The organism is Chamaesiphon sp., from assembly GCF_041737865.1.
In the GTDB taxonomy this organism is placed as follows: domain Bacteria; phylum Cyanobacteriota; class Cyanobacteriia; order Cyanobacteriales; family Chamaesiphonaceae; genus Chamaesiphon.
Genome location: NZ_JBGSQZ010000013.1, coordinates 34,940 through 55,887, shown reverse-complemented (window position 1 = coordinate 55,887; position 20,948 = coordinate 34,940). Strand labels below are relative to the sequence as shown.

Here is a 20,948-nt window from a genome sequence, read left to right as displayed (position 1 = left end):
CATCTAGTCACTCTCTCTCAATTTATCCAGAACACTACGATCTTCTAGCGTCGAAGTATCACCAGAAACCTCCTTCCCTGCTGCTAAATCGCGTAATAGTCGGCGCATAATTTTACCAGATCGAGTCTTGGGTAGCGCATCAGTAAAGCGGATTTCACCAGGACGTGCGATCGCCCCAATTTCGACACCGACGTGTTTTTGCAACTCCTTAACTAAACTTTCATCACCCAAATAATTACTATTTAAAGTCACAAACGCAACGATTTCTTCACCCTTGATTTCATCAGGTTTGCCGACAACGGCGGCTTCGGCGACGGCGGGGTGAGAGACGAGAGCAGATTCGAGTTCCATCGTGCCCAGACGGTGCCCTGAGACGTTGAGCACATCATCGATGCGTCCCATCACCCAAAAATAACCATCCGCGTCCTGACGCGCTCCATCCCCCGCAAAATACATGTATTTGCCATCTTTGGGGGCGATATGTTCCCAATAGGTTTTGCGGAATCGCTCATCATCACCATACACTGTCTGCATCATTCCGGGCCAGGGATATTTGACAGCTAAGTAGCCACCATTATTGGCGGGGAGAGTATTCCCATCGAGATCGACAATTTCGGCGATGATGCCAGGGAAGGAGCGAGTGGCGGAGCCTGGTTTTGTAGGGATTGCGCCAGGAAGCGCGGTAATCATGATTCCCCCAGTTTCAGTTTGCCACCAGGTATCGACGATCGGGCATTTTTCTTTACCAATTACGCGGTGGTACCACATCCAGGCTTCGGGGTTGATGGGTTCGCCGACAGTACCGAGGAGGCGCAGGGAGGAAAGATTTCTGGCGTTGGGCAATTCTTCGCCGATTTTCATGAAGACGCGAATGGCGGTGGGGGCGGTATAGAAGATGGTGACGCCATATTTTTCGATGATGTCCCATGTGCATCCAGGCTGCGAGGGACGAGTTACCCCTTCATACATTACGGTAGTCGCGCCGTTGGATAATGGGCCATACACGACATAGCTATGTCCAGTAATCCAACCGACATCAGCGGTACACCAGTAGACATCGGTATCATTGAGATCGAAAATCCACTTGGTGGTGATGTGGCTGTAGAGATTGTAGCCACCTGTGGTGTGGACTACGCCTTTGGGTTTGCCCGTACTGCCGGATGTGTAGAGCACAAACAACATGTCCTCGGCATCCATTTCTACAGCGGGACAGTCAGCGGACACGGTAGGCTGAATTTCATGCCACCAGATATCGCGATTGGATATCATCGAGATGTCTTGCTTGGTGCGCTGAACGACTAAAACTTTTTCGACTGTCGGACAAGCATCATTTTCTAGAGCTTTATCTACCTGGATTTTCAGAGGGACAATCGCATCTTTGCGCCAGCCACCATCGGCGGTAATTACAGCTTTAGCTTTACCATTAGCCAACCTGTCTCGCAAAGCCTCGGCACTGAAGCCACCGAATACGACGGTATGTACTGCCCCAATTCTCGCACAAGCCAACATCGCGATCGCGGCTTCAGGAATCATCGGTAAATAAATCCCGACTAAATCCCCTTTAACTACACCCATCTGTTTGAGCGCGTTTGCCATCTGACAAACTTCGCGATGCAACTGAGCATAGGTGAGGGTGCGGGAGTCGCCTGGTTCACCTTCCCAAATTAGTGCGGCTTTATTCTTGCGCCAAGTAGTCAGATGTCGATCGAGGCAATTGTAGGAGATATTAATCTTACCGCCTGTAAACCACTTAGCAAATGGGGGTTGCCAATCCAAAACTTTGTCCCATTTTTTAAACCAATGCAGTTCGCTTGTCGCCAGTTCTGCCCAAAACTGTTCGGGATTGGCTTGGGCGCGGGCATAAATTTCTTCATATTCCGCCAAGCTCTTAATCTGAGCGGCTTGGGAAAACTCTGCTGAGGGGCTAAATAGCCGCTCTTCTTGAAGCGTAGATTCAATTGATATATCTGACATAATGGAGATTGAGTATAGGCGATCGACTATTAGTAGTTAATTATCGCCTAGTAGACCACAGATATTGTGGGCGGCTGAAAAGATATTCGTTGATTCGATTTTGTTGAGTTTGCAAGCCACGAATATCCTCTGAAAAATCAACCAGTCGCAGATCGACTGCATTTAGACGGAGATCGACTGTGTGCATCCGATTTTCAACTTTAGTGAGTTTAGTTTTGATTTCAGCTACTTCAGTTTCAAGATTAGCTAGCCTAGATTCAATCCGACTGTTGCCGATCGGTAGATCTGTAAACTGGCGTTCTACATTAGCAAATCCTGCCTGAATGGCTTGGAGGATGGCATCATTATTTTCACTCATGTTTTTTAGCCTCAGTATTAATATTTTTTTATCGATCGACCAATTCATCTAGACAGTCGTTAAATCTATTAGTGCTGGAAAGAGAGTATCAACGATTGAAATAAATCATCTAGATGCAATGTCTGCATTGAAAGATCGATCGCCGAGTGCTTGCTACAAGTTTATGTTATCCCTCACATTCCAGATAACTGCTGTAAAATTTAATTATAGATTTGTCAGTCGATCGGCACCCAAATTACAGTTATCTACCTATGACAACTACTTCAAGACCATCTACCACTAAACCGCTGTGGGGTCAGGCTTTAGCTAAACCCGCTCCTGAATTTCCGCAGACACAACTACCAATCCTCTCAGGTGCGATTCCAGCAGGATTAGCTGGTACTCTCTATCGAAATGGCCCCGGACGACTCGAACGCGGCGGTAAACGGGTCGGGCATTGGTTTGACGGGGATGGGGCAATTTTGGCTGTCAAGTTTGCTGACGGGGCTGCTAGTGGGGTCTACCGCTATGTTCAGACCAAGAAATATCAGGAAGAAAGTCAAGTCGATCGCTGGTTGTATGGTAACTATGGAATGCGACCATCTGGCAATCTCTGGGAACGTTGGGGTAAATCGTTCGGAAGTGCCGCAAATACGTCGGTTTTGGCATTACCCGATCGATTGTTGGCACTCTGGGAAGGTGCCGAGCCGCACGCTCTAGATTTAGATACTTTAGCAACGATCGGTACCGATAATTTAGGTAGCGATCTCACTCCATTAGTTTATTCCGCACATCCCAAAGTCGATCCAATTTCTGGATATATATATAATTTCGGCATCTCAATCGGCGCACAACCAAAACTTAATCTCTACGTGAGCGATCGCAGTGGTAAAGTCATCAAGTCTACTCAAACTAAATTACCCAGACTAACAATAGTTCATGATTTTTTGATGGTTGGTAAGTATTTAGTTTTTTGTTTACCACCGATCGAGATTCAACCATTACCGATTTTATTTGGATTGGCTAGTTATAGTGAATCGATGCGCTGGAAGCCAGAATTAGGCACACAGATAATGGTATTCGATCGTGAGGATCTGAGTCTAGTTAATAACTTCACTACCGAGCCGTGGTATCAATGGCATTTCGGTAATGGGTTTGTCGATGCTGATGGTAATATTGTCTGCGATTTAGTCCGCTATCGGGATTTTGGCACTAATGAGTTTCTCCGAGAAGTTGCTTCTGGTACAACTCAAACTGAAGCAATCGGGGCACTCTGGCAACTAGTTATCGATCCGACTGCTGGTAAACTGACTAGCAGCGAACAATTAAGCGATCGCAGTTGTGAATTTCCACTTGTCGAAAGTTCCCAAGTCGGGCAAGAATGGCGATATACATATTTAGCTGTTCACAAGCCAGATGCAGTTCTCAGCCGAGAATTAGTCGGTACGATTGGAAGATTCGATCGACAGACAAATACTTTAACTACTGCCGATCTCGCTAGTCATCTGTATCCTACCGAACCGATTCATGTTGTCGATAAATTCGATGCTAACCGAGGCTGGATTGTCACAGTCGTCTATGATGGCAAAAATCATCAAAGTGAAGTCTGGATCTGTGACTGCGACAGGTTGGATGAATCGCCCGTGTGTCGATTGGGCTTACCCAGTGTGGTACCGATGGGTTTTCATGGCACCTGGAAAGGGAATTGAAATAATCTAATCCATATATAAAAAGCTGTTGTTTACTCGTTTAGTGAATTTGTAATATTTTTCGCCACCTCTATCAAATATTTTATGAAATCTGCGTACCCATTTGGACAACAAGTCTTGATGATGGCTAGATCTATTTGTGCTGCTAAATTCCATCTAATTTGAAGTGGACGTTGATTGTTAATTTCTAGATCGAGATATGTCGATTGAGCAATTGCATTGTCCAAAATATCCTTTGTATTGTCTAAATTCTCTGTATTATTAAATTGTTCGACTTCCACGCCCAACATGCTGGAAATTGTCTGAGTATCAGCTAACAACCATGCTTCAAAATTTTTTATTGCTAAACCACCCGTACTGCGATCGACAATCGATCGCTCATTATCATCTAAGTGATTATCACGAATGACTTTTAGTTCCGCTTCTAAATCAATCTGCCGTTGCAATAGTTTATCGTCTGCATCAACTACAATCACGATGATATCGACTTCCTCTGGTTTCCAAATACTAACTACCTGGGCTAGATATTTGCGATCGAGAATTGAATGTCCTCTCCGTAACGTCTTCTTCTGTGCTTCTTTGATTGATGGATGCCTATGGACAAAATCACAATCTGGCAAACCACAAGTGTTAAGTTCTCTTCTAATTAAGGTATGTAATGCACCTTCTTTTTCGCGTTCGATAATTTTCCCGCCTTCTTCTGGTTTGATATAGGGAATACTCGATCCCAATTCTGCTTCCCCCTCCGCAATTAGCCCAATCCTAAGTGGGCGCATCATGCTGGATTTCCTCCAAACACATTTGTAAACCAAAGTTCGCCCAAGTCTCTATCATAAGCTTCTAAAGCTTTCTGGAAGCGAACAGAGTCTGTCGGTAAAGCATGAACTTGAGTTTTACCCTCTTTATCTAGTTCGACAGCGCGAACTTGGTGTGGCTCGACATAGTTTAGCAAAACTGGTGAGTATGTCGTAATTAAAACTTGAACGGGATTACCAGTGATGCCTTCAGTGGAAACAATTTTTAATAGCTCTACCATCTTATGTAACAGCCACGGATGAATTCCATTTTCTATTTCTTCAAAACAAATAATACTTTGAGTATTTTCTTGATATAGCGCGGTTAGAAATCCTAGAATTCTTAATGTTCCATCCGATATATCAGTAGCAGGAATATGATGTTCTGAATATCTATCGATTAATTCTAATGAGAAAGATTGATTTTCTGTCCGCAGTAACGAAATTCTTTTGATGTTAGGAACAAGCCTGGTTAAACGGTGCTCTAATTCATTAAATCTATCTCTATTCGTCAGTAAAATATCTGCTAGAGCATAAGCGATTCCCTTTCCTGTTCTATCCATGCTACTAGCCAATTGATGGTTACTAGTGTTGCTTGATAAAGCTGTTGGGGAAAAATCATAGATACTGACTTGCTTCAATGAATTTGCAAGATGAGAATTTGGGTATCGATAATTAACTAGAAATTGTCGTAAATCTGCTGTTGTATTTTTTAGTCCAGTACCAGGATTTCCATCAGCCTCGATTGAAGCTGCCTGTTGAATATAATCAAAATTAATTGATATATCTGACATTAATGGAAATAATTCATTGTTTTCAGAGGATTCATTCTCTAAATAGCTAGAATCTTTAACATAGAAGGATAAGCGATCTAACTTTCCTTGCCAAAATTTGGATTCGACATATGGGGATTGACCAGTGGTTCCAAAAGATTCTAAGAAAAACTTCTTGACAAAAGTATTATCATTATTTGCAATAAGTCTTTGAAGAAAATTAGACAACACTACCAAAGATTCACAAATATTCGATTTCCCAGCACCATTCGGCCCAATGAATACAGTCAATGGTTCTAACTCAACTTCAAGATCGAAAAGACTTTTATAGTGCTGAACTCGTAGTTTATGTAACATCTCTTTTAGAGTAAACAGACTCAGTTAATAGTTTTTAAATAAAGTGATAATTATGAAAGAGCTAACCTATAGGCTGAGCGATCGGATCGATATTTTAATTAATTTAGATATATTTTAGCCCATTTAGTGTATTCACCCCTCAAAAACTATCCGCTCCTAAATGTTAGTAAGATTCTAAAATCTCAGTACTAACAATTAGGAGCGGTCTAGGGGGTCCGTTCACTGGAACCTGGCTGCCGGGAGAAACTCTTCGACGGAGCAGGAGTGAATCTAGATAGATGTAGAAAAAGACCTACAGATGACTAGAGGACAGTCCCGGCACTCAGCCGGCTAACTCCAGTTTCGAGACCCAAACGTGTACTACTCTCTATCATGGGCACCACCTCCAAATATAATAATTGGTTAGCTGTTCGGAACAACGAGTAATTTACTACCTGGACTTAATCTAACATAGGTACGGATAATTGACAATGACAATTCTGCTATTTATGGAGGCTGTGGATCGTAGTGGGCGCACAGCCAACGCCAACATCGATTCAAGTTCGATCTAGCCTACTGCGGTGGGCATTACCTCACCTTTAGCTTTGGCTTCACCTGTTTGGAGTCGATCGATGATTTCAATCATTTCTCGCTCGAATACTACTTGAGCGCGATTTGTTCGGCCACCTAGATACAATTTGCCATCCTTAGTTACCGCCCAAACTTGGGAATGTGAAAAGTAACTCATCACTACTCCTAGCATCAGTAACCCAAAGCCCAAATAAACGATCGGAATACCAGGATCGGCTTTAATTTGTAGTCCAGTAGCACCGATTAAATCGATAATTTTTAGCGTCACGCCATTAATCTCGATCGAGTTTCCAGCTCGGACACTCGAAAATAATTGTCCTTTGGTATCGTAAACTAGTAATGTTCCTTGTAAGTCCTTGGCTAGCAGCGAAACACCTTCACTCAAGTCTGGCTTAGTCGGAATCCAAGTTCCCCAAATCCGATTTTGAACCCCGTCCCCTAGTTGAGCCATCGGTAGTCTAAAGATCGGACTATTATTCAGTTGAATTTTTACTCCAGAGATCGACCAATCAGTTTGGTAGTAATAAACTCCTTGATATTTTAGTGGCTTATTGACATGGATTGTTTGTCGGTCGAGTTCTTTTTGACTAGTATTATCGACTACTGATAGATCGGAATAGAATTGATCTATCGTGCCCAATGGTGTATATTCAATCCAGAATCGATTAACTTTAACAGACCAATCTTTAGGTATTTGTCTATTTGACAACGGCCCAGCATCGAGAATATTTTTAACTTGAAAAGTTGTGCCACTCGGTACCATTTCTTGAGCAACAAAACCTGTCATCGCCCCCCACACGCCACCTAGTAAGGTCAAAATCATCCCGATATGAACGACAATCGGTCCAATCTTACCAACTAACCCTTTACGTGCATAGACTTTATCACCTTCTGTGAAAATCTTGTACTTCTTAACTGCTAACTGTGCGGTGAGCGCAACTAAATCTCGATCGTCAATCTCAGCACTCAGAGCTAACCGTTGAAAGAATTTAGGATTGTCATAAAACTTCCACTTCCGCGCCGACTTGAGCATCGGTAACTGAGTGGTAAAAGTACAAGTCATCAGACTAATTCCAAACAGAACTAAGAGTCCCAGATACCACCAAGTTCGGTATACATGGTCTAATCCGATAACTTGAATTACCTTCCAAGTCACAAAGCCAAATAATGCTGGATGTTCGGGATAATTAGCCTGATAAAATGCTGGCGTTTCTCCCTGCTCGATGACGGTACCAGTAATACTCAAAACTGCAATAATTAGTACTAAGGCGATCGCAAATTTAAGATTGGCGATAACTGGTACAATTTTCTTACGCCACCATTGTTGGGGCATTTGCCAGAAATTATTTGAAGTTACGTTAGATTCGATCGCCATTCGATTTTAGATTTTAGATTTTGGATTTTGGATTTTTAAGGCTATTTAATATATGGAGTGGGCACTTCCCACCAGTTAGATTTTAGCTATAGCAATCCTATTTTGAGCAGCTAGGTAGATGTAGACTGAGGTAGAGTGTGTTAGGCGCAAGCCGTAACGCACCACTATCTGCTGATATCGTTATTTAGGCGGCATAAGAATCGAGCTATTCAATTAGGTGCGTTACGCTGTCGCTAACACACCCTACGATCTTCTTACAAATTAAATAGGACTGCTACATCAACTATCAACTCTCAACTAATTTAAAAGTTAGGGATTCTAGTTAATAAGGAAAATACCCCAAACCCAATCAATAGCACACCACTAGTTGGGGTAATCCATCCAGACCATTTACGCACTTCCAATAATCTTTTGATTACTGCCGTAAATGTACCTGCTAATATTAATGGTGCCACATAACCAGATGTGTATGCTAAGAGAAATCCCGCACCCAGTCCAATGTTTCCAGTACTAGCTACCCAAGCCAATAGAGTTGCCAACACTGGCGTACTGCAAGGCGAAGCGACTAACCCAAACGTTACCCCCAGTAGATAAGAACGCGCTCCGTTGGGTAAATCTTTGGGAATCCAATCCATCCCGCCAAAATCGGGGAGTTGGAAGGGTAGAGCTTCGAGCAGATTTAACCCCATCAGAATTGCGACGATGCTGACAAAGATCGGCAATCCCAAGCCAATTTGACCGTAGATCTTACCAACTACCGCTGCAAAGATCCCTAATCCAGCCAGAGTTGTGGCGATTCCAGCGCAGAAAAATGTCGATTGGAGCGCGGCTTGCCAACGGCTTTGGTATTGATACCCACCAATGTAACCGATCGTAATCGGTAACATCGATAATGTGCAAGGAGTCAAACTGGTGAGCAATCCCGCTGAGAAGATCGTGACTACAGATACCCACGTAATCTGTGTCAATTGTTCGGTGACTAATCGATCGGCAAAGTGTTCGAGTTGATATAGTGTAGTCTGGATGTCAAGCATGAGGATAAAGTTCTAGAATTTTTACCAACAATAGTTAGCACATAGCTACAACTAGTTGCCGATCGAGCAAGAGTCATGAGATAATTGTAGACTGTGTTTATTTTATTCCCACGTTGGTGTAAAGAGTATGGCAGCCAAAAAGGGCGTTCGGATTATCATCACGCTGGAATGCACTGAGTGTCGTAGCAATACTGCTAAACGCTCGGCTGGTGTATCCCGCTATACAACTATGAAGAACCGTCGGAATACCACCGCACGGCTAGAGTTGAGCAAGTTCTGTCGCTATTGCAACAAGCACACGACACACAAAGAGATCAAATAGTAATTAGTATTTTTCGACTATTTACTCTCCACTATCCACTATCTTTCTAAAAAAATGGCTTATTTTCGCAAACGGTTATCACCCATCAAGCCCGGAGAACCGATCGACTACAAAGATGTAGACTTACTACGCAAATTCGTGACCGAACGTGGCAAGATTTTACCTCGGAGAATTACGGGCTTAACTTCCAAGCAACAACGAGATATGACTCTATCGATCAAACGTTCGCGTCAAATCGCTTTGATGCCGTTTATCAACGTTGAAGGCTAACTAGCTAGGGATGAGGAATGAGGGTTGCTAGCAGCTTAATGTTTCCAGCAAACTTCATACCTTCACATTCCTGCGCCAACACTAGTCACGATCTCGATCTTGACCTTACACTAGAGAAGACGCTGTCGATCGGCGATAGATACTAGATTTACAACCAAATAACACGTAACAACGCACCGTTACAAGGGAAGAGACAGGGGTGGAGAAGGGAACTCTAGTTGAATTTTGGCATAATGGAGAACGTCGTTTAGCCATTGCCGATCGTCCAGAAGGAAAAAAACATTGGATTGCGATCGATAATCGGACTCAATCGCATACGCTCCATCCGCGCGACATCACCTATGAAGTTGCGGGAGTTACTTGCAAACAACCAGCAGAAATCGATAAATTTACCACCGCAGTCGCACCAAATATCGACCCCGACAGCTTGGAAGTAGCTTGGGAAATGTTGGTAGAAGATGGGGAAACTATCGATCCGCCGACTTTGGCTGACTTATTATATTCCGATCGCACTCCGGCTTTATGTTACGCTGCTCACGTTCTGCTCTCAGACGATAAGGTTTATTTCAAGAACAAAAAAGAAGATAAATACGAAGCCCGCAATCGCGCCCAAGTTACCGAACTCAAACACCAAGCCACTGTCAAAGATCGACGCGAGGGCGAACAGCAAGGATTTATCAGCCGCGTTCAGCAGCAATTAGCAGGTACGCCCGTCGAGTGGGAAGATACCGACAAACAGCGACTAGAAGTCTTTGAAAAGTATGTGCTCAATCCCGATCTTCCGCCGCAAAAACTGGGCGAATATCTGACAGCTCTCAACCGCACACAATCTCAGCCATCAGTATTCTCGCTGCTCGTGGAATTGGGTTGGTGGAGTATCCATGAAAATCTCCATCTGCGTCGTTCTCAGACTCCCCTTCACTTCTCACACAAGATGCAAACTGTGGCGCATGAATTACTAACTAATCCACCTATCGATCTCGACGAAACCAGCCGCCGCGATCTGACACACCTGAAAGTCTACACGATCGATGATGAGAGTACTCAAGAAATCGATGATGGATTGAGTGTGGAAATTTTGCCAGATGGGCGACAAAAGTTGTGGATTCATATCGCCGATCCCACTCGGTTATTATCGCCTGAGGATGAATTCGATCTAGAAGCGCGAAAAAGATCTGTCACAATTTATCTCCCCACGGGGATGATTCCGATGTTTCCGCCCGACCTGGCTACAGGCCCCATGAGCTTGCGGCAGGGACAAAAGTGTTGCGCGTTGAGTTTTGGGGTAATTCTCGATCCGAACGGTGCCGCAAGCGAATATGAGATAACTCCGAGTACGATCGAACCGACTTATCGCCTGACTTATGAAGACGTTGAGGAAATGCTCCAATTACGGATTCCTGGCGAGATGGAAATCGAGTCAATCGCTCAAGCTTCCAAACTCCGCACTCAGTGGCGACTATCGCAAGGCTCGATCAATATCAACATGCCAGAGTCTACAGTGAAAGTGAGTGAGGGTGAAGTCTCGATCGATCTGATCGAAGACAATCGTGCTCGCAAACTAGTTGCGGAAATGATGATTTTGGCTGGAGAAGTCGCGGCTAAATACGGACAAGACAATTCCCTCCCCCTCCCCTATCGCGGACAACCCCAACCCGAACTACCACCTGAAGAAGAACTAATTCTGATCCCAGTTGGGCCTGCACGTTCCTGTGCCATCCGTCGCTGTATGCCCCGGAGTGAAATGGCAACTACGCCATCTAGACACGCTAGTTTGGGTTTAAACACCTACTCGCAGGTAACATCACCAATTCGACGTTATACAGATTTACTCGCTCATTACCAAATCAAAGCACACCTGCGCGGCGATGAATTACCTTTCACCGTCGAACGATTGCAGGAAATCATGCTGGGATTGGGGACGAATATCTATGAAGCGATTATGGTGGAACGTCAAACCAATCGCTATTGGACACTAGAATACCTCAATCGATCGGGCGATCGTGAGTGGGATGCTTTATTCTTACGCTGGTTACGCGAAGATGAAAGTCTCGCGCTGATTCTGATCGAAGAATTGGGAATTGAGTTAGCGATGAAGTTCAATCGGTGGATAGGTGCAGGCGAACAGATCCAGGTGCAAGTCGCCTTAGTCGATCCACGTCAGGATATCATTCATCTGCGCGAAGTCACTAATCAATCGATCGATTCGAGTAATTAACCCAAGTTGCTATCTATTACCCAAGCGGTTAGAAACCGCTCCTAGTGCTGCAAAGTCCGGTTGTTGCCGCGAGCGGCAAAAGTCCGCCTACGCGGACTTGTTTATTAGTCCGCGTAGGCGGACTTTGCATCATGAGCCACGATTTCAATCGTTGGCACTCCTGTTAATATTTTAAGGTAGTGTCTAACACTACGAACTATGGCAAAAAAACAGAAATTTCCTCATTTACTCGGCTCAAAATGGACAGCTACCCAAAAGATGTGGGGATGGCGACACTTTCAAGTAGTCAATCGCAAACATGATGGCAAGTGGATATTTGCCGAGATGGTATCATCTTGCGATCCTGACGTGAGATTTTGGATCAATGCCCAAGCGATCAAAGATACCAGCCAATGGAAACCAGGTTGGCAATCTCTGGCGGAAATGGGATTAGGCAATAACGATGAGTTGGTGCTTATAGAGTAAGATTGGGTTGCTCAACAAATAGAGTGCCTAGTCTAGACCCAGGGTACCCACGAGGGGCACCCCTAAAGGTTAATTGTGTAGGGGTGCCCCTCGTGGGTACCCTCAGATCTACTAGTCTTTATGTATTGGTGCAAGGTGTGAGAATACCTAACCCCTAAAGCCTAATCCCCAAAACCTAAAGCCTAAAGCCTAAAGCCTAAAGCCTAAAGCCTAAAGCCTAAAGCCTAGCCTAAAGCCTAAAGCCTAATCCCTAATACCTAAAGAATGTTTCGTCTCGCCAGTCAAATCGAAGCCATCTTATATCTCAAGGGACAAGCCCTAGATTTAGCCTTTATCGCTGAGTGTGCGGGGTGCGATCGAGATGCCGCCGAAACTGCGATGATCGAGTTGATGGATGATTACAACCATCGCGATAGTGCGCTAGAAGTCGTCGAAACACCCCAGGGTTATACACTCCAATTGCGGGCTTCATTCCAAACTCTGATCGACAAAATGATTCCGCCCGAAATTGGTACGGGTGCGCTGCGAACTTTAGCCGCGATCGCCATCAAAGGATCGATTTCCCAAACCGATCTGGTAGAATTGCGCGGTAGTGGTGCTTATCAGCACGTTCAAGAACTAGTCGAAGTAGGATTCGTTCGCAAACGCCGTCAACAGGGGAGTCGCTCTGCACTATTGCAGGTGACTGACAAATTTCACCGCACCTATGAACTCAATGACTTACCGATACCACAACTAGCCGTAGCCGCTACTCTGGCTACTCCGGCTGATGAGATCCATCGGGTGGATTTCACTACCGAGTCAGAATAGATCGTGTATAATTAGCAGCCTACTCGTAGCCCATCTTGCTGTGCCTTCAACTTAATATTGAGTGGGTGAATGCGGATAACCGTTCTGAGGGCATAATAATACCAGTAATATTACCAATCCGATCGACTCGATAAGACAGTATCATAAGAATATCGAGTTGTTCTTGCGACCCTCCTCAAAAGGGAATCGTCTAAACTAAACCAATTACCACCTCGATCCTTCTAAGCAATAATGGCATTTAACTCTGATTTTCTGGAACGCAAATCTGAAGATGCTCAAGTAAATAACTTACTCAAGTATCTCCAACATCAATCCCCAGAAGTCTTAGCCCAAATCGCTAAGGCGACAACCCCTCAGGTAAAAGATATTATCACCCACAACATTCAGGGATTGCTCGGAATGTTGCCCAGCGAAGGCTTTGGTGTTCAAGTCACCACAGATCGTGACAACCTAGCCAATCTCCTTGGTTCGGCGATGATGACTGGATACTTTCTACGCCAAATGGAACAGCGGATGGAACTAGAAGATATGTTAATGGGTTCTAGCTCGATCGAACAAGAGTAAAGCTACCCCTACAAAGCACCTGTAGGGGGTGCCTTTGCTGTATAACCTAAGTTGTGACCTTAGCAGTCTAGGCACCTTGAAGTAAGACTAATACGTATCTCGCCGCAATATTGATTAGGCTAGTCTGCGTAGGTGGACTAGTTAGACTTGGTAGTAAACGAGCGATTTTAATAATTTCACTTGTCCATACAAAACTGGTAAAATAAGTCTCCATCCTCAAAAGGCTGTTGATTGGAGAGGTTTCTGAGCCAATTATCATCAATTAATCTTTGACCGAGGGCAACAGCCTGATGACGATCGATCGCTAGTCTAGTACACATCCAATCTACTCCTTCTCTGCCAATCAGACAGCGGAGATAGGGTAGCCGAAAACTTTGAGATCGATTCTCGATCTTGACTCCTTGGGGAGAGCGCATTTCCTGAACTAATTGAGCTAAGTTGAAATACTCAACTATCTCGCGCGCCGATTCAACTACTTTAATAATGTATCGATCTTCATGCCAGATCGTCACAATATCTCTATCCTCTACTAGTAGGCAAGCCACTGCGGGTTCTGGATCGAGATAACTGCGGCGCATTTCTGTAATTGCTGCCTGACGCTGCTGTTGAGGGTAGGAATTACCACGCACAAATAAATTGCTTTGATAATTTACCCCGTTCACGATTTCTGATGTAGTGCCAAACTGACGTACGAGTTGACAATAACTTACGTCTTGTGACTTGAGTAACATGTCACCTGATTTCCTAATGGGACTAAATTAAATTTATGACCGACGATCGATGATATCGGCAGTGAATGATGCCCTAACAGTAGAATAGCCGTTGGCTATTTGAGTGAGCGGATTAGAGATTGCTATCGACCTCGATATTAATTAATATACCCCTCGATCTGGTCGATGTTAACTTGATAAAAATATCTTGGTAGCGATCGCTACCAAGATCCGATCGACTGTTCTAATAGCCTTGATGGTTGCTAGATCGAGCTTAACCTTTAAAGGGCAGGCGTGAATCACCGCTCCTACGAGTTAGCGTTACCCCTCGTCACCCAGATCGGCGATCGAGATTTAGTTATAACCAGGGGGCAAATCTCGTTGGGCAAATGGCATCGAGCGGCGGAGATAATCTAGAGCGTACTTGATATTTTCACCAGGATCGACAGCAATCCAGCCATCAGGAGTCGATACCCTGATTTCATAGTGTAAGTGAGGGCCAGTTGAGTTGCCTGTGCTGCCTACTCGTCCGATGACAGTACCTTGTTCGACGATCTGACCTGGTTGGACAAAAATTTCGGACAGATGACCGTAGAGAGTCTGCTGAACGCCATTGTGTTGAACCACAATTGCTTTACCATAACCACCTACCCAACCGGAAGACACGATCGTGCCAGATCCGGCAGCAACAACAGGTGCGCCAGTCGGTGCGCCAATATCGATGCCGGAATGAAAGCGGCGACTACCTGTAATTGGGTGCGTCCGCCAGCCAAAGTTGGATGTCGTTGGTGCGGGAGCGGAGAGTGGATAAATTAGCTCCGACAGCTCATTTTGCCCAATGTTGGCGAAGGCTACAGGGGATTGTGATGGGCGGACACTGGGAATCGTGGATACGGTTGGGACTGTTTTAATCTCACTAATTTGGGGCAATCGAGCCACTGGTTGGACTTCAATCCGCTGAGTTTTGGGAGCGGGTACGAGAATCTCGATCGAGCCTGCGGTGATAATGTCCATCGATCTTGGCTCTGACTGGGCAGTGAGCGTTCCCATTGCGGGGGACTTCATTGGTGTGATGCCAGCCAATGATGTTCCTGGAGTAGAAATTGTCGGACGCTGCGGCGCAGTTGAAATCGCTCTAGATCGATCGAGCCGTGGCGAGATAGATTTAGCTGTTGGGAGGCTCACAACTTTTGGTACTACTCGATAACCATAGATTTGTCGCTCTGTGGCAACAATTTCAGCCGATGTCGATGCGTTTTGGAGTGCCTGTGCTTCCGCTTTAGATGTAGATATTGGTTTGAGATCTGCCCAAACAACTCCAGTGCTCCCAATAAAGCCAAGACTAACGAGCCAAGCGACAATCTCTAATAGTAGAGGATTTCGGAAAAAGATACTCAACCGAGGCTGGTGGTATAAGTGATGCGATGTTTTTTCTGCCTTGCTGCTCATAATTATTTGTAATTTAACGCAGTCATTGTTCAGAACTATTTATCCGCTTTGGCATCGCAAAACTAATTAATTTCGGATGTCCAAAGTCCCTAATCGTAGCCCAATGTGAATGTACCAGGTACGAGATAGGTTTCAATTATCTCTGTGGCAGTCGTGAAACCGATGCGTAACTCTCCTTGTGGCGAGATGCCCAAAACGGTGCCTAACTTACCATTCACTTTTACTGAGCGTCCACGAACAGTGAGTAGTTCTAGATAGTCCAACAGCAAACTGTCGATCGTTACTGGAGTGCAACGTTTGTACCCGCTTATGATTCCCCTAATAGTACAGCTTGTTAACATCTCGATCGAGAAATTTCGGTAATTTGGCTGATAATCATTACTGGGAGCTAAATTTATTGCCTTATCCCCGATTGAGTTAGCATAATTAATACCTACCCCCACGATCGCCGATTGAACTTTACCATGAGAAATCCGAGTTTCGGTGAGAATTCCTCCGAGTTTTCGATCGGCTAGCATCAAGTCATTCGGCCATTTAATCGCGACTGGAATCCCTTGTAGTCTCAATTGATGAACGATCCCCCAGATAATCCCGATCGTCAATTGATGTATATCGATCGCTTGTAAGTCTGGAGATATTAATAGTGATAGATACAAGCCACCTTCAGCGGAATCCCATTTTCGCTCTCTTTGTCCGCGTCCGGCTGTTTGTTTTTTAGCAATAACGATCGTGCCCACAGCCACATTTTCTTCGGTAACTAATTGAGATAGTTTTTCATTAGTTGATGTCAGGATATCAAAGATATGAATATTGAAATCTAAGCCTAAAGAACGATCTTCTGCTAGCAAATCTAGTATCTTTTGACGATCCATGAATCCTAATCCCCAATATTCAATAACTCACATTTTGCATCAAATCACCATCCACCATCCACCATTCACCATTCACCATCCACCATTCACCATTCACCCCCTACGCTAGATGTCTGAGGTGACACTGGTCAAGGATTAAGTTATTTCTATAATTTCTGTATAATCAAAGTCATTTGGGCTACGCTGGATCAGAGGATACCGATGATGATTTAGCTCCAAATAATCTTCAGGACAATCTAACTTAGAAGTATAGTAAGTCAATATATATTGCCGACCAATTTTTGGCTGCATTTCGGTTTCGACTTCATCGCGCCATTGGGTCTTGGTTACGAGTACAACGAGTTGATTGGCTAATTGAGGCAAGATCTGGGAGATCTGGCGGCGGGAGATGCGATCGAGACTGCCAAATGGGGAGTCCATGACGATCGGAAAGGTATTGCTCTGGGGTACTGCTAACAATTTTTGCTCGCTCCAGTCTTGGACGCGAACGGCTTGGCGTTTACGATAAGAGTCGATGATGCCACCGATAAATGAGAGGCTAAGAATTTGATTTTCTCCTGTCGATGCGGCGACAGTGGTTTCGACACCTCTAGTAGTTTCAACTAATATTAGTTCGTATTTTTCAGTGATTTTAGGTAGATATGGAGTGGCAGAAATTGATTGAAAGATTTGTTGAACGCGCTGTTCGAGTTCTAGCCGGAATTGTTGTTCTTGCTGATGACGCATCATCGTTAATTGGGCGATCGCTGTTGTAGTTGCTTGGATACGACGATGAGCTAAACCTTGACGATCTTGATTGATTTGTTGTTTGGCGATCTGCTTGGCTAGTGATTGAATCTGTCCTTCCAGGTGGATAACTTGCTGCTTGTGCTGACCTTGAGTGAGTGTTAAGTCACGGACTTTAATACCGATCTCGTCAAGCCGTTTCTGAAGGTTGCTAATCTCACTATTAGTATCTTGACGGAGTTGAGATTCGAGATTGTCGATACCGATCTCTAGCTGACTAATTTCCGCTCTAGCCGTAGTGACAATTTGCTGCTGAAGGGCGATCGCTTGCCAAAATTCGCGATCTTTAGTTTGGAGATCTTCAACTTGAGTAATCAACCGCATGGTGGTCTCTTCAATTACGGCAATACTGGCACGAGCCAGCCAAGTTTGTACTTGAGTATAGGCGGGAGTATTAGGAGTTAATTTCGTACCGCATAGACAGTTTTGGTGCTGAAGGAGTTGACTGAGAAATTCGCGAGAGATCCCTTGATTTAGTTCGCCGCGATCGCGCAATTCGGCGACAATATTCTGAAAATCTTGAGTGAGATCTGTCAGTAATACAGTATAAGCTTGAGTTGAGATCGACTGTTTTATCGCTGTCTGTGCTTGATGGAGTTGGGTTTGGTGGATCGCTTTAGTCCGCTCTAATTCTTGCCGTTGTAGTTGGGTGGCTTTGGCGGCAGTAAGTTCGAGTAGATATCGATCGATTTCTTGCTCGATCTGGTTGAAGGTGGCGATCTCCTGACTGATTTCAGCTTCGCGTTGCTGGATCCCATCGATCTCTTGTTGACACTGCTGCTGAGATTTGAGCAACTCTTTGGTAGTCGTATCGCCAATTTGGGCAAGCTCAGTTTCTAGCGTCTTTTTCGCTTTGCCCAAATGCTCGATCGATCGATTCAGTACTTCCACACCGAGGAGAATTTTGGTAGCTTCAGCAATTTCGAGTCTTTTATCCTGACGGACGATTTGCTCGATCCGTTCGCCATCAAAAAAGAAATATTGATGTAGACTTGCGGGTAAGATTCTCCCGATAATTTCGTCAGGCGGTTGTTGAGGATGGAGCCATTTACCATCCGCATCACCAATGTATAGATAGAGCAACTCATTGTTGACGACGTTTACCCCAGTTTGCTGCTTGTAAGCGCGACACATCCGTTTGGCACGATAACGCTTTCCCTCATGTTCCCACGCAACTTCCACCCAACAATCGATCGCACTACCAATATCTGCTTCAGCGATGGCGCGTTTACTAACTAACTGTTGGGATTCGGCAAAGGCGGCAGTAAATTTTTCGTAGAGTACCCAGGTAAAGGCATTGAGGATCGTCGTTTTACCTGCGCCATTATTGCCGTGAATAATCGTGGTGTTGCGCTCATCGTCAGTAGCCAGGTGGATTTCAGGAGTTTCACCATAAAACTGGCGAAAATTGCACAGGCGAATTGTCGTCAGTTTCATACGATGACTTCTTTAATGATTTTGAGGATATCATCATTAATTGGTGAGTTTTTTTTGCGATCGAGGCGATCTTTTTCAAGTTGGAGGACGCGCTCGATGATTTGCCGGACTTCGGGTGTAAGGTTTTGGGTCATGTTACTGAGTAGCGATTTGGTACCAACGTTGAAACGCCGGATTCTGGGCAAACTAATTGGGTGGAACTAAAGCCCGAGGCGAACCGTCTAATTTTATACTCGCAACAATTATTATCTCACATGAAAAAGCTTTTACTCCTACCCGCAATCCTCGCTAGTCTCATCGCGGCGGCAATTACTCAAGCTCCTACAGCAGCTATGGCTGGTGGTATCGGCAACAACTACATTGCGCCCGCAGTTGGTTTTGGTGGCGGACAGACTGTATTTAGAGTCGATAGTAAGTTGGGTATTGCTGACTATGTTTCGCTCCGCCCTTTTATCACATTTCCATCTGGTGGCACCGAGTTTGGTACTAGTCTGACTTATGACTTCGATCTGCGTCAAGCATCGATACCCATTACCCCATTTATTGGTCTGGGTGTGGGTTTCCAAACAGGTGGCTCAAATAGTAGAACCACTGGTTTCGCCCAAGTTGGTGCAGACCTCAACGTCAGCGAAAGCATTGCCTTGTTAGGTTCGGTGTCGATTCCATTTGACAGTAATAATCGTAGCACCAGCGTCATCTTGGGTGCTGGCTTACGATTCTAACTTCAGCTTAAACTTTAGAGGGCGGGCATAAAGCGGAGCAATCCTACAGATTGATGTTGTTGGCAGGAACTTAAGTGGGTTCGATCGAACCCATTTGATTCTAGTCATCATTTCGATCCACACTCGGATCGATCGCCAGTTCATAAATACTTTGCCCCTCATGATGCTTGAGTGCGGTATATTTACTCACACCCACACGTTGAGCGTGATAGATGCCAGCATGTCCAGAGCACAGATAGCTACAGATACAAGCAATCCCTGCATAGACACCGACAGGATCGCCAAATAATTCGATCGCCATGACGGTCGAAGCCAATGGCGTATTTGCGGCTCCAGCAAACACGGCGACAAATCCCATCCCAGCTAGTAATGTTGCGGGTAATATCGTTAGTGGCGCGATCGCATTGCCCAAGGTTGCGCCAATATCAAATAGTGGCGTTACCTCACCCCCTTTAAATCCCGCCCCCAAACTTAGTGCAGTAAACCCAATTTTGGCCGCAAAATCCCACGGTGGCAGTTGAGTATTAAAAGCACTGAAGATCGTCGGAATACCTAAGCCAATATACTTAGTCGTACCGAGAAGCCCAATCGCGATCGCGACCAAAATTCCACCGACGAAAGGGCGTAAGGGCGGATAACTAATTTTGGCTTTGAAGTAACTATTAATTCTATCTGTCAGTTTGGCAAACAACATCGCGGTGAGTCCAAATACTGCGCCTGTGACAATAGCTGTCAGCAGTCCCCAAATTGTCAATTCGGGGACGAGCGGGATTCGGTACACTTGATGGTGCAATCCCCATGCTAGGGTAACTCGATCGCCAACGATCGCCGCGATCGCACAAACAAATAATCCGTCGTAGTGAAGCTTCCCAAATGCTAATACTTCCAGCCCAAACAACATTCCCGCTAAAGGTGTCCCAAATACGGAAGCAACTCCACCGCTAATCCCTGCCATCAGCACGAGCCGCCGCTGTGCGCCACGCCATCGAGAAATATGTATGAGTCGATCGGCTAAAGCTCCACCCATCTGTACCGCGGTGCCTTCTCGTCCCACCGATGCCCCAAAGACATGGGCGATCGTCGTCCCTAATAATACCAACGGTATCATCCGCAGCGGCACTACTGTCTGCGGATTGTGAATTTCTGCAAGCAACAGATTATTACCTGATTCGACACTTTTACCTAAATAATGGTAAAGCAGTCCACTCGACAACCCGCCCAAGGGTAGTAACAGTAAGATCCAATCGTGGGATTGTCGCCAATCTGTCGCCCACTGCAAGATAAATAGGAGGGCGGCTGATGATGTACCAGTCAGGATCCCGATCGCACATCCAATCGAGAACCATTCGATCGCAGCGCGAATAGCTTGAACTGGTTTGAGTCGCCGCCACTGAGTCATA

21 protein-coding genes are annotated in these 20,948 nt (G+C 45.0%); 9 read left to right on the top strand and 12 right to left on the bottom strand.

Translation table 11 applies throughout. The annotated features are described in order from the left end of the window. Positions 1 to 3: 3 nt before the first annotated feature. Together acs and ACEW9J_RS00950 are read right to left on the bottom strand one after the other, a co-directional pair. Complete coding sequence (gene acs / locus ACEW9J_RS00955; RefSeq protein WP_373543277.1) at positions 4 to 1,974, bottom strand: acetate--CoA ligase; 1,971 nt, start codon at positions 1,972 to 1,974, stop codon at positions 4 to 6. A 40-nt stretch (positions 1,975 to 2,014) separates the two neighbouring features. Beyond that, the gene (locus tag ACEW9J_RS00950; RefSeq protein ID WP_373543276.1) at positions 2,015 to 2,332 is read right to left on the bottom strand and encodes a hypothetical protein; all 318 of its coding nucleotides are present in this window, start codon (positions 2,330 to 2,332) and stop codon (positions 2,015 to 2,017) included. A gap of 118 nt (positions 2,333 to 2,450) precedes the next feature. Between ACEW9J_RS00950 and ACEW9J_RS00945 the strand changes: the two genes are divergently transcribed. Beyond that, the gene (locus ACEW9J_RS00945; RefSeq protein ID WP_373543275.1) at positions 2,451 to 2,615 is read left to right on the top strand and encodes a hypothetical protein; all 165 of its coding nucleotides are present in this window, start codon (positions 2,451 to 2,453) and stop codon (positions 2,613 to 2,615) included. After that, a complete protein-coding gene (locus ACEW9J_RS00940; protein WP_373543274.1) occupies positions 2,584 to 4,020 on the top strand; it encodes a carotenoid oxygenase family protein in 1,437 nt (478 codons plus the stop codon). The genes ACEW9J_RS00945 and ACEW9J_RS00940 overlap by 32 nt, the downstream gene beginning before the upstream one ends. A 32-nt stretch (positions 4,021 to 4,052) precedes the next feature. On the opposite strand, the gene ACEW9J_RS00935 is transcribed toward ACEW9J_RS00940, so the two are convergent. From ACEW9J_RS00935 to ACEW9J_RS00920, 4 genes are all read right to left on the bottom strand, one after another. Beyond that, entirely contained in the window at positions 4,053 to 4,799 is a 747-nt protein-coding gene (locus ACEW9J_RS00935) for a hypothetical protein (RefSeq protein ID WP_373543273.1), read from the bottom strand. Then, positions 4,796 to 5,944, bottom strand: coding sequence for an AAA family ATPase (locus ACEW9J_RS00930; RefSeq protein ID WP_373543272.1), 1,149 nt, complete (start codon positions 5,942 to 5,944; stop codon positions 4,796 to 4,798). The genes ACEW9J_RS00935 and ACEW9J_RS00930 overlap by 4 nt, the downstream gene beginning before the upstream one ends. 547 nt (positions 5,945 to 6,491) lie before the next feature. Then, positions 6,492 to 7,889 (bottom strand): cytochrome c biogenesis protein, encoded by a 1,398-nt coding sequence (locus ACEW9J_RS00925; protein WP_373543271.1) that lies wholly within the window; start codon positions 7,887 to 7,889, stop codon positions 6,492 to 6,494. Between the two features lie 302 nt (positions 7,890 to 8,191). Next, positions 8,192 to 8,923: a cytochrome c biogenesis protein CcdA gene (locus tag ACEW9J_RS00920; RefSeq protein WP_373543270.1), complete on the bottom strand. Its 732-nt coding sequence runs from the start codon at positions 8,921 to 8,923 to the stop codon at positions 8,192 to 8,194. Positions 8,924 to 9,050: 127 nt separating this feature from the next. Between ACEW9J_RS00920 and rpmG the strand changes: the two genes are divergently transcribed. The 6 genes from rpmG to ACEW9J_RS00890 all read left to right on the top strand — a co-directional run bounded on the left by rpmG (position 9,051) and on the right by ACEW9J_RS00890 (position 13,572). Beyond that, on the top strand, positions 9,051 to 9,245 hold the full coding sequence (gene rpmG / locus ACEW9J_RS00915) for a 50S ribosomal protein L33 (protein WP_310427688.1): 195 nt from the start codon (positions 9,051 to 9,053) through the stop codon (positions 9,243 to 9,245). 54 nt (positions 9,246 to 9,299) lie between these two features. Beyond that, positions 9,300 to 9,515, top strand: coding sequence for a 30S ribosomal protein S18 (gene rpsR / locus ACEW9J_RS00910; protein ID WP_310427686.1), 216 nt, complete (start codon positions 9,300 to 9,302; stop codon positions 9,513 to 9,515). A 199-nt stretch (positions 9,516 to 9,714) separates the two neighbouring features. Then, positions 9,715 to 11,733, top strand: a complete 2,019-nt coding sequence (locus ACEW9J_RS00905) for a ribonuclease catalytic domain-containing protein (protein WP_373543269.1) — start codon at positions 9,715 to 9,717, stop codon at positions 11,731 to 11,733. A gap of 198 nt (positions 11,734 to 11,931) precedes the next feature. Beyond that, positions 11,932 to 12,198: a TIGR02450 family Trp-rich protein gene (locus tag ACEW9J_RS00900; protein ID WP_373543268.1), complete on the top strand. Its 267-nt coding sequence runs from the start codon at positions 11,932 to 11,934 to the stop codon at positions 12,196 to 12,198. Between the two features lie 264 nt (positions 12,199 to 12,462). Beyond that, the gene (scpB, locus tag ACEW9J_RS00895) at positions 12,463 to 13,008 is read left to right on the top strand and encodes an SMC-Scp complex subunit ScpB (RefSeq protein ID WP_373543267.1); all 546 of its coding nucleotides are present in this window, start codon (positions 12,463 to 12,465) and stop codon (positions 13,006 to 13,008) included. 231 nt (positions 13,009 to 13,239) lie between these two features. Continuing rightward, positions 13,240 to 13,572 (top strand): DUF760 domain-containing protein, encoded by a 333-nt coding sequence (locus ACEW9J_RS00890; RefSeq protein ID WP_373543266.1) that lies wholly within the window; start codon positions 13,240 to 13,242, stop codon positions 13,570 to 13,572. 176 nt (positions 13,573 to 13,748) lie between these two features. On the opposite strand, the gene ACEW9J_RS00885 is transcribed toward ACEW9J_RS00890, so the two are convergent. From ACEW9J_RS00885 to ACEW9J_RS00865, 5 genes are all read right to left on the bottom strand, one after another. Next, positions 13,749 to 14,303 carry a DEP domain-containing protein gene (locus ACEW9J_RS00885; RefSeq protein WP_373543265.1) on the bottom strand — a complete coding sequence of 185 codons (555 nt, stop codon included), beginning with the start codon at positions 14,301 to 14,303 and terminating at the stop codon, positions 13,749 to 13,751. A gap of 333 nt (positions 14,304 to 14,636) precedes the next feature. Then, a complete protein-coding gene (locus ACEW9J_RS00880) occupies positions 14,637 to 15,731 on the bottom strand; it encodes a M23 family metallopeptidase (RefSeq protein WP_373543264.1) in 1,095 nt (364 codons plus the stop codon). Positions 15,732 to 15,820: 89 nt separating this feature from the next. Next, positions 15,821 to 16,603 carry a biotin--[acetyl-CoA-carboxylase] ligase gene (locus tag ACEW9J_RS00875; RefSeq protein ID WP_373543263.1) on the bottom strand — a complete coding sequence of 261 codons (783 nt, stop codon included), beginning with the start codon at positions 16,601 to 16,603 and terminating at the stop codon, positions 15,821 to 15,823. A 135-nt stretch (positions 16,604 to 16,738) separates the two neighbouring features. Further along, a complete protein-coding gene (locus ACEW9J_RS00870) occupies positions 16,739 to 18,826 on the bottom strand; it encodes an AAA family ATPase (protein ID WP_373543262.1) in 2,088 nt (695 codons plus the stop codon). Next, positions 18,823 to 18,960, bottom strand: a complete 138-nt coding sequence (locus ACEW9J_RS00865) for a hypothetical protein (protein ID WP_373543261.1) — start codon at positions 18,958 to 18,960, stop codon at positions 18,823 to 18,825. The genes ACEW9J_RS00870 and ACEW9J_RS00865 overlap by 4 nt, the downstream gene beginning before the upstream one ends. Before the next feature lie 120 nt (positions 18,961 to 19,080). Here ACEW9J_RS00865 and ACEW9J_RS00860 point away from each other — a divergent pair, with 120 nt between their 5' ends. Beyond that, positions 19,081 to 19,548: a hypothetical protein gene (locus ACEW9J_RS00860; protein ID WP_373543260.1), complete on the top strand. Its 468-nt coding sequence runs from the start codon at positions 19,081 to 19,083 to the stop codon at positions 19,546 to 19,548. A gap of 100 nt (positions 19,549 to 19,648) precedes the next feature. On the opposite strand, the gene ACEW9J_RS00855 is transcribed toward ACEW9J_RS00860, so the two are convergent. Next, on the bottom strand, positions 19,649 to 20,947 hold the full coding sequence (locus ACEW9J_RS00855) for a chloride channel protein (RefSeq protein ID WP_373543259.1): 1,299 nt from the start codon (positions 20,945 to 20,947) through the stop codon (positions 19,649 to 19,651). Between the last annotated feature and the right edge of the window lies 1 nt (position 20,948).

Excerpts from the sequence above, each read along its gene's own strand:
- acs (WP_373543277.1), bottom strand. The coding sequence starts at position 1,974 with ATGTCAGATATATCAATTGAATCTACGCTTCAAGAAGAGCGGCTATTT.
- ACEW9J_RS00950 (WP_373543276.1), bottom strand. The coding sequence starts at position 2,332 with ATGAGTGAAAATAATGATGCCATCCTCCAAGCCATTCAGGCAGGATTT.
- ACEW9J_RS00945 (WP_373543275.1), top strand. The coding sequence starts at position 2,451 with ATGTCTGCATTGAAAGATCGATCGCCGAGTGCTTGCTACAAGTTTATG.
- ACEW9J_RS00940 (WP_373543274.1), top strand. The coding sequence starts at position 2,584 with ATGACAACTACTTCAAGACCATCTACCACTAAACCGCTGTGGGGTCAG.
- ACEW9J_RS00935 (WP_373543273.1), bottom strand. The coding sequence starts at position 4,799 with ATGATGCGCCCACTTAGGATTGGGCTAATTGCGGAGGGGGAAGCAGAA.
- ACEW9J_RS00930 (WP_373543272.1), bottom strand. The coding sequence starts at position 5,944 with ATGTTACATAAACTACGAGTTCAGCACTATAAAAGTCTTTTCGATCTT.
- ACEW9J_RS00925 (WP_373543271.1), bottom strand. The coding sequence starts at position 7,889 with ATGGCGATCGAATCTAACGTAACTTCAAATAATTTCTGGCAAATGCCC.
- ACEW9J_RS00920 (WP_373543270.1), bottom strand. The coding sequence starts at position 8,923 with ATGCTTGACATCCAGACTACACTATATCAACTCGAACACTTTGCCGAT.
- rpmG (WP_310427688.1), top strand. The coding sequence starts at position 9,051 with ATGGCAGCCAAAAAGGGCGTTCGGATTATCATCACGCTGGAATGCACT.
- rpsR (WP_310427686.1), top strand. The coding sequence starts at position 9,300 with ATGGCTTATTTTCGCAAACGGTTATCACCCATCAAGCCCGGAGAACCG.
- ACEW9J_RS00900 (WP_373543268.1), top strand. The coding sequence starts at position 11,932 with ATGGCAAAAAAACAGAAATTTCCTCATTTACTCGGCTCAAAATGGACA.
- scpB (WP_373543267.1), top strand. The coding sequence starts at position 12,463 with ATGTTTCGTCTCGCCAGTCAAATCGAAGCCATCTTATATCTCAAGGGA.
- ACEW9J_RS00890 (WP_373543266.1), top strand. The coding sequence starts at position 13,240 with ATGGCATTTAACTCTGATTTTCTGGAACGCAAATCTGAAGATGCTCAA.
- ACEW9J_RS00885 (WP_373543265.1), bottom strand. The coding sequence starts at position 14,303 with ATGTTACTCAAGTCACAAGACGTAAGTTATTGTCAACTCGTACGTCAG.
- ACEW9J_RS00880 (WP_373543264.1), bottom strand. The coding sequence starts at position 15,731 with ATGAGCAGCAAGGCAGAAAAAACATCGCATCACTTATACCACCAGCCT.
- ACEW9J_RS00875 (WP_373543263.1), bottom strand. The coding sequence starts at position 16,603 with ATGGATCGTCAAAAGATACTAGATTTGCTAGCAGAAGATCGTTCTTTA.
- ACEW9J_RS00870 (WP_373543262.1), bottom strand. The coding sequence starts at position 18,826 with ATGAAACTGACGACAATTCGCCTGTGCAATTTTCGCCAGTTTTATGGT.
- ACEW9J_RS00865 (WP_373543261.1), bottom strand. The coding sequence starts at position 18,960 with ATGACCCAAAACCTTACACCCGAAGTCCGGCAAATCATCGAGCGCGTC.
- ACEW9J_RS00860 (WP_373543260.1), top strand. The coding sequence starts at position 19,081 with ATGAAAAAGCTTTTACTCCTACCCGCAATCCTCGCTAGTCTCATCGCG.
- ACEW9J_RS00855 (WP_373543259.1), bottom strand. The coding sequence starts at position 20,947 with ATGACTCAGTGGCGGCGACTCAAACCAGTTCAAGCTATTCGCGCTGCG.